The following is a 13,494-nucleotide window of genomic DNA, read 5'->3' on the forward strand; positions in this document are numbered from 1 at the left end:
AGATCAGGCCAGCGTAAAGGTATCCTGGGCCGGCGACGCGCCCGCTTGCTGGGTGAGATCGCTGCGATTGGCCGCGAGATGAACGAGGGCGTGATAGGTGGATTCCGGGTCAGCTCCCAGCAAGGCCGCCAGATCGTCCGCTGTAGTGGCGACGCTGTGCTGAAGGGTGGAGACGAGTTTTTTCTGGAGTTCGAGCACTTCCGTGGCGGCTTTTTTGCCAGCCTCAACGCCGGGCTGGTGATAAGCGTTGATGTTGATAAGTGAGGCGTAAAAGCCGACCGCGCGCTCGTAAAGTGCGATCAACATTCCCACTGTAAATGGATTCACCGCCGGGATGCTGATGGTAATCGACTGGCGGTCGCTCTGGGACAATGCGGTGCGAGTCCCACGTAAAAAGCCCTGGAGATAATCCCCGCTGATCACGCCTGGTTCGACTTGCATCGACTCGCTGGTGCGGGCCTCGCGGACTTCGATGAAGGTCGCAAAGAAATTATTCACGCCATCGCGCAGTTGCTGCACGTAGGCATGCTGGTCGGTCGAACCCTTGTTTCCATAAACCGCGATGCCTTGGTGAACGACGTTCCCATCGAGGTCCAACTCCTTGCCGAGCGATTCCATCAGGAGCTGCTGGAGGTATTTCGAAAAGAGCATCAGGCGATCTTTGTAAGGCAGGACGACCATGTCTTTTTTGCCCTTCCCCTCGCCCACCGCATACCACATGAGGGCGAGTTGCATGGCGGCGTTGGATTCGAGATTAGGGAGTCGCGTCTTGCGATCCATTGCGGCGGCTCCCGCCAGAAAAGCGTCGATGTCGATCCCCTGAAGCGCCGCAGGGACGAGTCCGACTGCACTCATCACCGAGGTGCGCCCGCCAATCCAGTCGAACATTGGGAAACGCTTCAGCCAGCCATTTTTTACGGCATAACGATCCAACTCGCTGCCTTCGCCGGTCACTGCGACTGCGTTTGGCGCAAATGGGACGTCCTGCTTGGCGAAAAATGCCTCCGTTTCAACCATGCCGTTGCGGGTTTCCTTGGTGCCGCCGGATTTGGAAATGACGACAACCAAAGTGGAACTCGCCTTGCCAGCGAGTTGGGCAAAGATGCGGTCGAAGCCATCCGGGTCGGTATTGTCGAGGAAAAGAATTTTCGCCTTGTCAGCCGGGGAGCCGAGCGCGTCGGCCACAAATTGCGGCCCCAGAGCCGAGCCGCCGATGCCGACGAGCAGGACGTGGGTGAATTTGCCTCCCGCATGAATCTCGGAGGCAAACGCACGAATGGATTTCAGCGTGGAAAGAATCTCCTGCTTGAGCGTGGCGTCGGGCGCGATGTCGACGTCGCGCAACCAGTAATGGCCGACCATGCGACCTTCATCGGGATTGGCAATTTCACCTTCCTCCAACCGTTTCATCGCGGCAAAGGCGGCGCTGATTTTGTCGCTCATGGAGGCAAAAAAATCGTCCGCAAAGGTCATGCGGCTGATGTCGAGGGAGAAGCCGAGGTCGGAGTAACGGAGAAAATGGCGGTTGAATCGGGTCCAGTTCATAAGTGGAAAAAAGTAAACCGTTTGGTCGAGTTTGGAGCAAATGAAAAGGTACTCCGGTGAGAAATTATTGTCTTCGGCCAACCGCTAAACTTGGTCCTCCGGCGCTAAAAACAAGGGAGCCTCCTACGGAAGTTGTCCGTGGGAGGCTCGCCAGTGGTGATTCGAGTTAGAAGTTATTCAGCAGCCGGAGTCGCTTCGGTCTCAGCCGGAGCTTCCGTCTTTTCAGCCTTGGCCTTTTTGGGAGTCTTGGCTTTTTTTGGAGCCGCTTCCACAACAGGAGTTTCTTCCGCAACAACCGCCGTATCGACCCATTCGAGGAAAGCGACCGGAGCCGAGTCGCTCTTGCGCTGGCCGAGCTTGATGATGCGAGTGTAACCGCCGGCACGGGTGGCGGCGCGAGGGGCAACTTCATCAAACAATTTTTTGACGATGTCGCTCTGGCGCAGCACGGCAAGGGCGGTGCGACGGGCATGGAGCGAGCCTTTTTTACCGAGGGTAACCATTTTCTCGGCAAGCGGGCGGACAGCCTTGGCTTTGGCGAGAGTGGTTTTGATGCGGCTATGCTCGATGAGGCTGCAAACCTGATTGGCGAGCAAAGCATTGCGGTGCTCGAACTTGCGGCCGAGCTTAATGGTTTTTACTTGATGGCGCATGGTGTTTCTCTAGGAAGAGTGAGTTTAATCAACGGCGGCTTCGCTCGGCAGATCGACCAGACCGGCTTCGAACTTGACGCCCAATCCGAGTCCGAGTTGAACCAGTTTGTCTTTGATTTCGTTGAGGGATTTCTTGCCAAAGTTGCGATACTTGAGCATCTCGGCCTCGGTTTTTTGCGCCAGTTGACCGACGGTGGTGATGTTGGCGTTGTTGAGGCAATTCGCGGCGCGAACGGAGAGTTCGATCTCGTTGACGCTCATGTTGAGGAGCTTCTTCAGGCGGCTGTTTTCCTGGCTGACGGCTTCCGGAGTTTCATCGAACTCAACGGCGTCCTCGTCGTAATTAACAAACACATCGAGGTGCTTGCGGAGGATCGCGGAAGCTTGCAGCAAGGCGTCGTCTGGAGTGATGCGGCCATCGGTCCAGATTTCGATCACGAGTTTGTCGTAATCGGTGCGCTGGCCGACGCGTGTCGCCTCGACGGAATATTTCACGCGAGTGACGGGAGAGAAAATCGAATCAATCGCGATGACGCCAATCGCCTGATCGGCGGTCTTGTTTTCGTCGCCAGTGGCAAAACCACGACCGACTTTGACTTCGAGCTCGGCCTCAAATTTTTGCTTTTTGTCGAGCGTGCAGATGATTTGGTCCCGGTTCAGCACTTCGCATTGATTGCTGGACTGGATGTCGCCGGCGGTGATGGCACCTTCCTTGTTGACGGAAATGGTGAGGTTGCGGACTTCGTGGTCGTGCGCGGCAAATTTAACCTTCTTAAGGTTGAGCACGATGTCGGTAACGTCCTCGACGACGCCGGGGAGTGTGCCGAATTCGTGGAGCGCACCGTTGAGTTTCACGGAGGTGATGGCGGCACCTTCCAGAGAGGAAAGGAGCACACGGCGCAGGGAGTTGCCGATGGTGTGTCCGTAGCCGGCCTCGAAGGGCTCGGCGACAAACTTGGCAAAGGTATCAGTGGAGATCGCCTCATCTTTGGTGAGGGATTTCGGCATTTCAAAACGACCTAAACGAACGGGCATGGGATGTATTTTCTAATCACCGGGTTACCCCTGGCGCAAATGGCCGACAATCCAATGATTGAGGCCCAGGGACCAACGGTGCGATTTCTTTTTCGCGCTGGGGTGTGGAAGAAAGACGCGATTGGCGTCCTTGGCAAATGGTTTTTGCAGATTCAGGAAAGAATGCTGCAATTCCGAGAGGCTGAACTGGTAATCACCAGTTTTTTATCCATTTCAAGACATCGGTAGATGACCCACCCGTGGACCAAAGATCGAATGTTGGATTATTTCCGGGAGAAGGATTAGTCGGCGTCGCCTTTTCTGAGTTAGCTTGATAAATAGTCGAATACCCGTAGCTATTTCCCCAAGGGTCAACCACATAAAAAGTAGTCGTGTTCAATTGGTTAGGTTTGAACTCCATATACTGTTTACTTCCTGTGTCTAGTTTCCCGTCTGAGGCTGCTGCGCCACCCAATGCACTTGTGCCATCGCCGGATAGAGCTTGGTAAAGAACTTTGCTGGAATTTATGTAAGTGGATGGCGTTAACGTCGTGGGATTCAGAGAATCGGAATCTGCGCCTCGTGGATATGCCCCATTGTCCGCTTTATAGCTTTCCAAAGCGGCTTCCATGGCTTTGATTTCGCTTTCGGCACGGCTGCGGGCGGCTTTGTCCTGGACGAATTTAAAGGTGCCCAGAACCAATGCGGCCAAAATGCCAATGATGGTCATGACCGTCAGCAACTCGACCAGCGTGAAACCCTTAGAACGCCGGTTGCGGCAATATGAAAGGTGCATTTGCATTTAACCCGCTTGCATCGTGCTGATGATGGAGATCAGCGGAAGGAAGAGCGCAATGACGATGGTTCCGACGACCACGGCCAAAAAGACGATCATGATCGGCTCCAACAGCGAGGTGAGTCCGGTGACGGCGTTATCAACTTCATCGTCGTAAACTTCGGCGATCTTCAGAAGCATTTCGGGTAATTGCCCCGTTTCCTCGCCGACGTCGATCATACTGATAACCATCGGTGGAAACACGCCGCTCGCCTCGAGGGGCTGCACGATGGATTCACCTTCCTTGACGGAGTCGTGAACCTTGTTGATGGCGTCCGCGATGACTTGGTTGCCGGCGGTTTCGCGGGTGATGTTCAACGCCTGCAAAATGGGGACACCGCTCGTGACGAGCGTTCCCAAAGTGCGGGTAAAACGGGAGATGGCCGTCTTGCGAATCAGGTCGCCGAAGAGCGGCATTTTGAGTTTGATCCGGTCGAGAATGACTTTTCCTGCTGGAGTTCCTGCGAAGAAATTATAGCCAATCACCAAGCCAACGACGGCAGGGATGATGATTAAGATGTGATCCTTCAGCAGATTGCTGCAATTGATCACGAAAACTGTCAGACCGGGGAGCGGCTTGCCGTTCAACATATCCCGGAAGATCTGCTCGAACTTCGGCACGATGAATACGAGCAGGAAGCCCATGATCGCGACGGCGATGAAGAGCACGATGACCGGATAAAACATGGCCGCGACGACCTTGTTTTTGATCTTCTGCGCCTTTTCCTGGAACTCCGCCAGACGGATGAGAACGAGTTCGAGCACGCCGCCGAGTTCGCCTGCTTTCACCATATTGACGTAGAGCTTGTTGAAAATTTTCGGGTGACCAGCGAGGCTTTCCGAGAAGGTGCTGCCGCCCTGCACAGTGTCAGCGAGCTGGGTAATGGTCGCCTTCAAAACTGGGTCGCGCTCCTGTTTGGCGAGCACCGTCAGGCCACGTAACAGTGGAAGTCCGGCGTCGATCAGCGTGGCGAGCTGACGGGTAAAAATCATCAGCACCTTGGGCTTGATCGTGCTCTTTTTGAAGAGCGGCTTTTTAGTTTTCGAGGCAGCGGACGTCTGGGCGATTTTCGTCGCCGTTTTCTTGACTGCCTTGCTGGAGGCACCGGCCGAGCCTTCCGCGAGGACGCTGGTGGGGAAATATCCAGACTGCCGGAGTTGTGCGACGGCGTCGTTGGAGTCGGCGGCGTCTATGACTCCGGTGTTTTCCTGTCCGCGGGCATCGAGGGCGACGTAATTAAATCTGGCCATATTCTAGGGGGTGGTGAAGCAGCTGGGTGCAAGGTAACTTTTTCTGCGGGAATGTCGATGGTGAAAAGGTTCTTTTCTTAGGTGTATTTGACGACTTCCTCAATGGTAGTTTCCCCGTCAAAAATGCTTCGCAGGCCATCCTCGCGCAGGGTGACCATGCCGAGTTCGATCGCTTTCTGCCGTAGGACGAGCGACGGCGCGCGCTGGTTGATCATTTCGCGAATCGGGTCGGTGACATCGAGCAATTCGTAGATGCCCTTGCGGCCTTTGTAGCCGGTATTGTTGCAGTGATCGCAGCCTTTGCCGTAGAAAAAATTCTTGTCGCCGATGTCGTGCGGCGAGAGCCCGAGCTGGGCGAGCAGAGCCTCGCTCGGCTCATACGGAGTGCGGCATTGCGGACAAATTTTCCGGATGAGACGCTGCGCCAGCACGCCTTCGAGCGCGGCAGAAATCAGAAACGGCTCGACTCCCATGTCTATCAGACGGGCGACTGCACCAGGGGCGTCGTTGGTGTGCAACGTGGTCAGTACCAAGTGACCGGTGAGCGAGGCTTGAATGGAAATCTGCGCCGTCTCCAAGTCGCGGGTTTCCCCGACCATGATGCGATCCGGGTCCTGACGCAAAAACGCCCGCAGCACACGTGCGAAGCTGAGTCCGATGGCGTCGTTTACTGGCACTTGCATGATGCCTTCCATGTCGTATTCGACAGGGTCCTCGGCAGTCAGGAGTTTGGAATCAATCGTGTTGATCCGGCGCAGGCAAGAGTAGAGCGTGGTCGTTTTTCCAGAACCCGTCGGGCCGGTGACGATGAAAATGCCGTTCGGTTTCTCGATGGTCTTGAGGATGTATTGGTAGAGCGCATCGGGCATTCCGAGCGTTTCCAAGTCCAGATTCACCGACGATCTGTCCAGCACACGGAGCACGACGCTCTCGCCAAATTGCGTGGGCAAAGTCGAGACACGCATGTCCACCGCGCGTCCGGCGATGGTCTTTTGAATGCGGCCATCCTGCGGCAGGCGGCGTTCGGCGATGTTTAAGTTCGCCAGCACTTTCAGACGCGAAATCACCGGCAGCGCCAAGTGACGCGGCGGCGGTGCCATTTCGTAGAGCGCGCCATCCACCCGGTAGCGAATCTTAAATTCATACTCAAACGGCTCGAAATGAATGTCACTCGCCCGATCCTGAATCGCCTGATAGAGAATCAAATCGACGAACTTGATGATCGGAGTTGCATTCGCTTCAGCCTCGCCGCCGCCGGCACCGACATTTTCCAGAAGTTGCAGTTCCTCGCCGCCAAACGATGCCATGATGTCGCTCATGGACGCCGAATCGGAGCCGTAGCTCGTTAAAATCAGCTCATCCACCTTGTCCGGATCGGCCACCACCACTCGAATGTCGCGACTTGCCGCAAAGCGCAATTCCTCGACCGTGTCGCCATTCAGCGGATCGGAAAGCGCCACCAAAATCGCACCGTCCTGCTCGCCCAGAGGGAGCGCTCCATGGAGCCGGGCCAGACCCGCCGGGAGCAGGCGCAATGTCTCATGGGGAATGACCACTTCCGTCAGGTCGTAATATTCCGTGCCGAGGTTTTCGGCGACCTTGGTGAGAAATTCTGCGGAACTCTGAAAATAACCGAAGTCCACCAGCAATTGCTCGACGGGTTTGCCGCTTTGGGCGGCTTCCTGGAGGATGTCCTCCGACTGGGTGCGAGTCATGACGCCGTTTTCGACGAGCATGTCGGTGACCATTTTTGCGTTCATAATGTTCTGTTGGCGGAGGGGTGAAAACTAACTTCCCGCAGAATAGGTTTTTTGCCAGTCTCGAAAAGCATTTTGCAAAGAAATCTGAGATTCGTCTAACACTGCGGCACGCGGCCTTGCAGGAGTTGTTTCAGGCCGCTCACGTCCTGCGCTTTGCCGAGCATTTCCTCCTGGCTGATCGTGCCGTCGAGATAGAGCTGGACCAAGTGCGAGTCGAGCGTGTTCATCCCGAGCTTCGCGCCGGTCTGGATGTCGTTCGTGATGCGAAAGGTTTTTCCCTCGCGGATAAATGCGCCGATGGATGGCGTATTGATCATCACTTCAAACGCCGCGACCCGGCCCGTGCCGTCTTTTTTCGGCAGCAATAATTGGGAAACCACCGCGCGCAGGTTGATGCTGAGTTGCACTCGAATCTGCTCCTGCTGCTCGGGCGGAAACGCGTCGATCAGCCGGTCCACGGTTCGCGCCGAGCCCGTGGTATGCACGGTGGAAAACACCAGATGTCCCGTCTCGGCGGCGGTGATGGCGGCCTCAATCGTCTCCAGGTCGCGCATTTCGCCGACGAGAATCACGTCCGGGTCCTGCCGCAGGGCGCGGCGCAGGGCCTCGGCGAAATTCGGCACGTCCACGCCGATCTCACGCTGGTTGACGATCGCCCGCTGATGCGAATGATAGTACTCGATCGGGTCCTCGATGGTAACGATGTGACACGCCTTCGTGCGATTGATCACGTCGAGCATCGACGCCAGCGTCGTCGTTTTTCCCGAGCCTGTCGGACCGGCGACGAGCACGAGGCCGCGCGGCAGATCCAGCAATCCGCCCACACTCGGCGGCAGCCCGATTTCCTCCAAGGTTCGGATCTGACTCGGAATGAGGCGCGCAACGAGACCGATGACGCCTTTCTGCCGGAAAATGCTGCATCGAAAGCGGTCCCCGGATTCCATGGCAAAGGCAAAATCCACAGTCGAGTGCGAGTTGAGTTGCGCGACTTGGTCACCGTTGGCGAGGTCGGTGGCGAACCGGCTGGCGTCCTCCGCGTTAACGAAAGGCAGGTCGAGCCGCACGAGTTCACCGTGAATCCGCAGGACGGGCGGCGCGCCCACAGAGATATGCAAGTCCGATGCGTCGCGCTCGCAGACCATTCGCAGTAGGTCTTCGATGACGAGGGGAAACATGAGCGGAGTTAGAGCCTAATCTGCGTCCGACATTGTGGTGGTCACGACCTCATCGACGGACGTGAGTCCGGCCAAAACCTTGCGCACGCCATCCTCGCGCAGGGTGCGCATCCCGAGTTCGCGGGCGCGTTTGCGCAACTGAATCGTGGAGCTGCGGTCGTTCACCATGCGGCGGACTTCGTCGTCAATTTTGAAGATTTCAAAGATGCCCATGCGTCCGCGATAACCCCGGCGACGGCATTCGGGACAACCCACAGGTTCCATCACCGTCGCGTCGGTGACCTGGCGCGGATCGAGGCGCAGGGCGCGATAATCGACGTCGGTGAGGGTGTGATACGTCTTGCAGGCGGGGCAAAGTTTCCGCACCAAACGCTGGGCGAGCACGGCTCGAATGGAACTCGCCACGAGGAAGGGTTTGACTCCGATATCGACGAGACGGGCGACGGCGCTCGGGGCGTCGTTGGTGTGCAAGGTGCTGAAAACCAAGTGGCCGGTGAGCGAGGCATTGATGGCGATGCTGGCCGTTTCCAAGTCACGAATCTCTCCGATCATGATGATATTCGGCGCCTGGCGCAGCATGGAGCGGAGCGCGGCGGGGAAGGTCATGCCCACGTCGGTGTTCACCTGCACCTGATTGATGCCATTGAGCTGGTACTCGACCGGGTCCTCGACGGTGATGATTTTTCGGTCGGGCCGGTTGATGTAATTGAGGCAGCCGTAGAGCGTGGTGGTCTTGCCAGAACCCGTCGGGCCGGTGACGAGCACGATGCCGTCGGGCAAGGCAATGAGGGCTTCCATTTCCTCCTGGTCGTCGGTGAGGAAGCCAAGTTCGGGCAGGCCGAGGGTGAGGCTCGACTTGTCGAGAATACGCATGACGACGCTTTCGCCATGGTTGGTGGGCACGGTGGAAACGCGCAGATCGATCTGATTCTTGCCCATTTTCACCTGAATGCGGCCGTCCTGCGGCAGGCGCTTTTCCGCAATGCTCATGGAGCCGGTCATGATCTTGAGGCGGCTGATGATGGCCGACTGCAATTTCTTCGGCGGGCTCTGCATTTCCATCAACTGGCCGTCCACCCGGAAGCGCACGCGGAAGCTTTTTTCCATGGGCTCGAGGTGAATGTCGCTCGCCCGGTTTTTGTAGGCCTCGACGATGAGCATCGTGACCATCTTAATGATCGGCGCGTCGCCGCCATCGCCCTCGGCCCCCTCGCCCACGGTGGAGACGGTGTCGTCGCCGTCGAGGGAGATGCCCAGTTTTCCCTCGATGCTGGCCGAAGCGTCGTCGGCGGAACCGTAGTATTGAATGAGGGCGTTTTTGATTTGGCCCTCGGTCGCGCAGACAAATTCGATCTCGCGATGGAGCAGATGGATCAGCGAATCGAAGGTCTCGAAACCGAGCGGATTGCTCGTGGCGATGACGAGCATCTGGTCGTTTTTCGCGACAGGAATGACGTGGTAACGCCGGGCGATGTCCGCTGGCAATTCCGCGATCACCTCGGGCTGGATCGGACTCTGGGTGAGATCGTAAAATTCCATGCTCGACTGAGCGGCGAGCGTGCGGGAAATGTCCTCCTCGGTGACGATTTTTTGATCGACGAGATATTCGACCATGCTGCCTCCATTGGCCACGGCATCACGGGCGGCCTCCAGTTGATTGCGGGAAACCAGACCGACATCCTGGAGGATTTGAACTACGTAATCTTCGTCGTTGAGCACAAGGGGGAGGGTTTGAGCCCAAAACCTACGGAGCGGCCCTCTTCGTGTCAACGGATGCGAAGGACGAAATGCAAATTGGCAAAAAAATCCTCCTTGAGCCGCAGACCACCTCAGCTCACCGAGCATCTCCAGTCCGACCAGTTCCACAAACGAAAGAGGCCGCCGTCGCCATCATGCTCAAACTCTCGCACACCCTTTGGGGCACCCTCCACCATCAACAACCCTTCAATCCTTCTTTGTTTTACCAACGCAAGAAAGCCATCGTGGCCGTTGCGCGGCAACGGGCCGTCCATCTCTGGCGGCTCCACACCGGCCAATGCAGCGCAGGACAACTCGGCCTCACCCTCTAACCAAAAACTAACCTTTCGAGATTAAACCTCTTTCCACCTAACATCGCCTATCGAGTCATCGACCAAACGCTAGATACACCTTCGCGCCACCTTTGGGTCGTGGCGTTAGTTTGCAGCCTAACCTGAACCATCCGGCAGGAGAGTTCGACGCTATAGATTAAACAACGCCCGTGATCCGCTGATACCGACTGGATAGGTCATATTGCGCTGACTAACATACCAACCACAGAGTCATGCGCGGATAGACCGTTGTTAGACCAACGAGACTCTTTCGCAGCGGGTGCCGCCACAAAGACACACTGAAAACCACACACCACTAGAAGAATGAAAATAAACCTGCGGCACTTGGAAGAGAACGGGGAACCACAGCGCGCGTAGCGCATAGCCAGCCTTCTCTCCTATTCTACATTCCCTGCTGGCATTTCCCCGAACCCCTCCTCTAGGGGGGGTAACAGCTCTCCGGTCACACCAAACTAACTCACCAAAACTAACCAACAACTCCGCCTCTCACATCAACCTTAACTTGACACCTTTCATAGGGGTTAGGCCACATGGTCATCTCTACTTCCGAACTACTTTGTGGATCAAAAGGCTGATCAAAAAATAGACAGCCGCGAACGCGCTCGCAAATATGATAAGACGCGTCTTAATGTCCGATGCGCCGTTCGACTTCCAAATAAACCACACACACAACGTGGCTATCGCGGATGCTGCCAATGTCTGCTTGATTAAAGGTTTCATAAATCTACAAATGCTCAATGTGGCCTAACGAGTCAAAGCTCAGCGACACGTAGGGAACGTCACGAGGGCTGCGCAAGCAGAACTCGTGACGAGCCCGGAGTGTTCGCTGCATCGCTTGGTTAGGCGACGGTTGGGTGAGCCTGCTTTTGTTGAAGCTCAGCAACTTGGGCCCGTAGATCGCGAATCTCGCGTTGCAACTGCGACGAAACGGTACCGCCGAAGACGAAGCACATCGGCAGGAAGGCATAAAACGCTGGTCGCCACCATCCAGAATCTGGGATGGTGCTAGAAGCGAGGAGCGGCATCAGCGAAAGGAAAGCGCAGAAAGCTGCTGGAATCCAATGAATAATCTGTTTCATAGTTGTTGGTGTGTGATGGATGATTCTGGCGTGAGTGTATCCCGGACTAAGCGTAGTCGCCTAACGTATCAAGCTCAGCGGCGCTTTGAGGATGGCGGACGGACTCCGCAAGCAGGTCGTGTGACAGCTTCGGAGTGTTCGCTGCAGCGCTTGGTTAGGCAGTGGGGCCTGCGATTGGTGTGGCCACTGCCTTCACCTTGATGAAGCCGATGCACAACGCCAGCGCGCTGAGGCCAATGGCCACAACAAAGAGTGCGCCGCTGAAGCGAGGAATTATCTGGCCGATCTTGTGGCAGACGCCGAGCAAGGTTGCAGCGACGATGACCGAAATAAATGCGGTGCCGAGCCCCGAACGAACGGCACCGAGGATGAGAAGAATGATGGAGGCGAGAATCTGAAGGACAAGAAGCAACGCAAATGGTGACATAGGAAAACGATGTGAATTCTGAGAGTAGGTTGTAGTGAGTGATTCGGCAAGTGATTCAACTAGGATTCGGCTATGCGGAGAAAGAGGCCTAACGAGTAAAAGCTCAGCGAAGCAGAGGGATGGACGCATGATGGGCGCAAGCACAGCGTGTGACAAGCCCGGAGTGTTCGCTGCAGCGCTTGGTTAGGCGCCTCCGCCCTACCCGTTGAGAATGTTTCGGTAAGCATCGATCAAGGAATGGTAAACCGAAGGAAGCAGTAGTGTGCCGCTACGCCGCCAGCAAAGGGAAATAAAAACGCCGTCGAGGCAGTGGCTAAGGACTATGATCGGAACCACCACCACCAACTCCGCAATCCCATGCAGAGGCACGAGCGGCAAATGCCATATCCCCCAAAGCGCCGAAATGAAAACGGCGGATAACCACTCGTGTCGTCTGCCTTCGATGGGTTGGTAAACGTGGCTGTCAAAGGCACCGCGAAACGCCACCTCCTCAATGACGAAGGAAACCACCAGATAGCCCAAAAAGATCTTCAGAAAAGGCAATAGCTTGTTTGCAGGGATGGATGCGGAACGACCGTGGCTGACCGCCCACAGCGCAAACGTAAGTGTGCCGACCAAAAGAGCTGCCCCGAAAGGCCAGAGAGCCCGGCCGGAAAGCGCCGCTCGGATATGCCTCAAAGCGAAAGCAACACCAACTGCCCCAACTAAGGAACAGACCAAGTAAAGCTTGATCATCAACGGTGCCCTGGCCGCAGTGGTGACTAACTCGTATGCTGGCGAGATCATCAAGAGCAAAGCAAAGAGGACGCCAAGCGCGTCGAGATGGAACCTCGGGGAGTTGCGAACCCAAAGCGTCCGTAGCGGCTGGCGATGGATAAATAGCTGGAACGCAATCACCACAGGCACGCCGAGCAATAGGTAGGCGCAAGAGCCAACCTATCGACATCCAAGCCGCAACGGTCAAAATGACCTGGAAATACTTCATTGCGTATTATCTGAGTCGCCTAACGAGAACAAGATCAGCGACACGCAGGGAACGGCGCGAGGACTGCGTAAGCAGAACTCGTGACGAGCCCGGAGTGTCGCTGCATCGCTTGGTTAGGCCAAAGTGTCATATCTCTAGGCAGAAGTCCGAGAGGCAACCTTTAGTGAGATAGCACCCAAAATCCAAACCAAAACTTGTGATATAGGAACGACAAAGGCGTAGAGCGCACCTAAAGCATCCGATCGGGCGGCTTTGATAATCGTCGGAGTCCAGGCAACCCAACAAAGCAGAAATAGAAAAGCAGCAATAGAAAGAACGGTGGCGCGAAATGGGTAGTCCACAGCAAGCGGCTTGCGAAGATGAATACCGTAGAAAAGGAAAGATGGTGCAGACAGTATGCCGTAGATGAAAAATAAGGCCGGAAGCTTGGCAACAAACGGCGTGTAAGGATCCGGGAAAGCCAGATAGATGAGCATAAATAAAGAATACAGAAGCGAAATCACAATCGCAGCTTTTGGTGTAACCGATCTATTCATAAGAGGTGCGGAGATGGGCCTAACGTAACAAGCTCAGCGACACGTAGGAAAGTGGCGGGAGATGTGCGACAGCACAGCTCGTGACACGCCCGGAGTGTTCGCTGCAGCGCTTGGTTAGGCGATTGCGGTGGCATCATTTGGACG

At 56.0% G+C, this 13,494-nt stretch carries 13 protein-coding genes; 1 reads left to right on the plus strand and 12 read right to left on the minus strand.

Features of this window, described 5'->3' with window-relative positions; all coding sequences use genetic code 11:
* Window positions 1-3: 3 nt before the first annotated feature.
* From ABIT76_15230 to ABIT76_15265, 8 genes are all read right to left on the minus strand, one after another.
* The gene (locus ABIT76_15230; GenBank protein ID MEO7934500.1) at window positions 4-1,545 is read right to left on the minus strand and encodes a glucose-6-phosphate isomerase; all 1,542 of its coding nucleotides are present in this window, start codon (window positions 1,543-1,545) and stop codon (window positions 4-6) included.
* Between the two features lie 173 nt (window positions 1,546-1,718).
* Window positions 1,719-2,198, minus strand: a complete 480-nt coding sequence (gene rplQ, locus ABIT76_15235) for a 50S ribosomal protein L17 (protein MEO7934501.1) — start codon at window positions 2,196-2,198, stop codon at window positions 1,719-1,721.
* A gap of 24 nt (window positions 2,199-2,222) precedes the next feature.
* A complete protein-coding gene (locus ABIT76_15240) occupies window positions 2,223-3,233 on the minus strand; it encodes a DNA-directed RNA polymerase subunit alpha (GenBank protein MEO7934502.1) in 1,011 nt (336 codons plus the stop codon).
* A 193-nt stretch (window positions 3,234-3,426) separates the two neighbouring features.
* Window positions 3,427-4,014: a prepilin-type N-terminal cleavage/methylation domain-containing protein gene (locus ABIT76_15245; protein MEO7934503.1), complete on the minus strand. Its 588-nt coding sequence runs from the start codon at window positions 4,012-4,014 to the stop codon at window positions 3,427-3,429.
* Window positions 4,015-5,298: a type II secretion system F family protein gene (locus ABIT76_15250; protein MEO7934504.1), complete on the minus strand. Its 1,284-nt coding sequence runs from the start codon at window positions 5,296-5,298 to the stop codon at window positions 4,015-4,017.
* A gap of 77 nt (window positions 5,299-5,375) precedes the next feature.
* Window positions 5,376-7,058: a GspE/PulE family protein gene (locus ABIT76_15255; protein MEO7934505.1), complete on the minus strand. Its 1,683-nt coding sequence runs from the start codon at window positions 7,056-7,058 to the stop codon at window positions 5,376-5,378.
* Between the two features lie 95 nt (window positions 7,059-7,153).
* Window positions 7,154-8,233 (minus strand): type IV pilus twitching motility protein PilT, encoded by a 1,080-nt coding sequence (locus tag ABIT76_15260; GenBank protein MEO7934506.1) that lies wholly within the window; start codon window positions 8,231-8,233, stop codon window positions 7,154-7,156.
* Window positions 8,234-8,248: 15 nt separating this feature from the next.
* Window positions 8,249-9,952 carry an ATPase, T2SS/T4P/T4SS family gene (locus tag ABIT76_15265; protein ID MEO7934507.1) on the minus strand — a complete coding sequence of 568 codons (1,704 nt, stop codon included), beginning with the start codon at window positions 9,950-9,952 and terminating at the stop codon, window positions 8,249-8,251.
* Window positions 9,953-10,125: 173 nt separating this feature from the next.
* Between ABIT76_15265 and ABIT76_15270 the strand changes: the two genes are divergently transcribed.
* Window positions 10,126-10,302 carry a hypothetical protein gene (locus ABIT76_15270; GenBank protein ID MEO7934508.1) on the plus strand — a complete coding sequence of 59 codons (177 nt, stop codon included), beginning with the start codon at window positions 10,126-10,128 and terminating at the stop codon, window positions 10,300-10,302.
* Window positions 10,303-11,162: 860 nt separating this feature from the next.
* On the opposite strand, the gene ABIT76_15275 is transcribed toward ABIT76_15270, so the two are convergent.
* The 4 genes from ABIT76_15275 to ABIT76_15290 form a co-directional block, all read right to left on the minus strand.
* A complete protein-coding gene (locus ABIT76_15275; protein MEO7934509.1) occupies window positions 11,163-11,402 on the minus strand; it encodes a hypothetical protein in 240 nt (79 codons plus the stop codon).
* 154 nt (window positions 11,403-11,556) lie between these two features.
* Window positions 11,557-11,829, minus strand: coding sequence for a hypothetical protein (locus tag ABIT76_15280; GenBank protein MEO7934510.1), 273 nt, complete (start codon window positions 11,827-11,829; stop codon window positions 11,557-11,559).
* 198 nt (window positions 11,830-12,027) lie between these two features.
* Window positions 12,028-12,735 carry a CPBP family intramembrane glutamic endopeptidase gene (locus tag ABIT76_15285; protein ID MEO7934511.1) on the minus strand — a complete coding sequence of 236 codons (708 nt, stop codon included), beginning with the start codon at window positions 12,733-12,735 and terminating at the stop codon, window positions 12,028-12,030.
* A gap of 213 nt (window positions 12,736-12,948) precedes the next feature.
* Window positions 12,949-13,290, minus strand: coding sequence for a hypothetical protein (locus ABIT76_15290; protein ID MEO7934512.1), 342 nt, complete (start codon window positions 13,288-13,290; stop codon window positions 12,949-12,951).
* Window positions 13,291-13,494 lie beyond the last annotated feature (204 nt).

It is taken from the genome of Chthoniobacterales bacterium, from assembly GCA_039930045.1.
Classification (GTDB): Bacteria; Verrucomicrobiota; Verrucomicrobiia; order Chthoniobacterales; family DASVRZ01; genus DASVRZ01.

Coding starts and splice junctions, on each gene's coding strand:
- ABIT76_15255 (MEO7934505.1), bottom strand. CDS start 7,058: ATGAACGCAAAAATGGTCACCGACATGCTCGTCGAAAACGGCGTCATG.
- ABIT76_15270 (MEO7934508.1), top strand. CDS start 10,126: ATGCTCAAACTCTCGCACACCCTTTGGGGCACCCTCCACCATCAACAA.
- ABIT76_15280 (MEO7934510.1), bottom strand. CDS start 11,829: ATGTCACCATTTGCGTTGCTTCTTGTCCTTCAGATTCTCGCCTCCATC.
- ABIT76_15240 (MEO7934502.1), bottom strand. CDS start 3,233: ATGCCCGTTCGTTTAGGTCGTTTTGAAATGCCGAAATCCCTCACCAAA.
- ABIT76_15245 (MEO7934503.1), bottom strand. CDS start 4,014: ATGCAAATGCACCTTTCATATTGCCGCAACCGGCGTTCTAAGGGTTTC.
- ABIT76_15250 (MEO7934504.1), bottom strand. CDS start 5,298: ATGGCCAGATTTAATTACGTCGCCCTCGATGCCCGCGGACAGGAAAAC.
- ABIT76_15230 (MEO7934500.1), bottom strand. CDS start 1,545: ATGAACTGGACCCGATTCAACCGCCATTTTCTCCGTTACTCCGACCTC.
- ABIT76_15275 (MEO7934509.1), bottom strand. CDS start 11,402: ATGAAACAGATTATTCATTGGATTCCAGCAGCTTTCTGCGCTTTCCTT.
- ABIT76_15260 (MEO7934506.1), bottom strand. CDS start 8,233: ATGTTTCCCCTCGTCATCGAAGACCTACTGCGAATGGTCTGCGAGCGC.
- rplQ (MEO7934501.1), bottom strand. CDS start 2,198: ATGCGCCATCAAGTAAAAACCATTAAGCTCGGCCGCAAGTTCGAGCAC.
- ABIT76_15290 (MEO7934512.1), bottom strand. CDS start 13,290: ATGCTCATCTATCTGGCTTTCCCGGATCCTTACACGCCGTTTGTTGCC.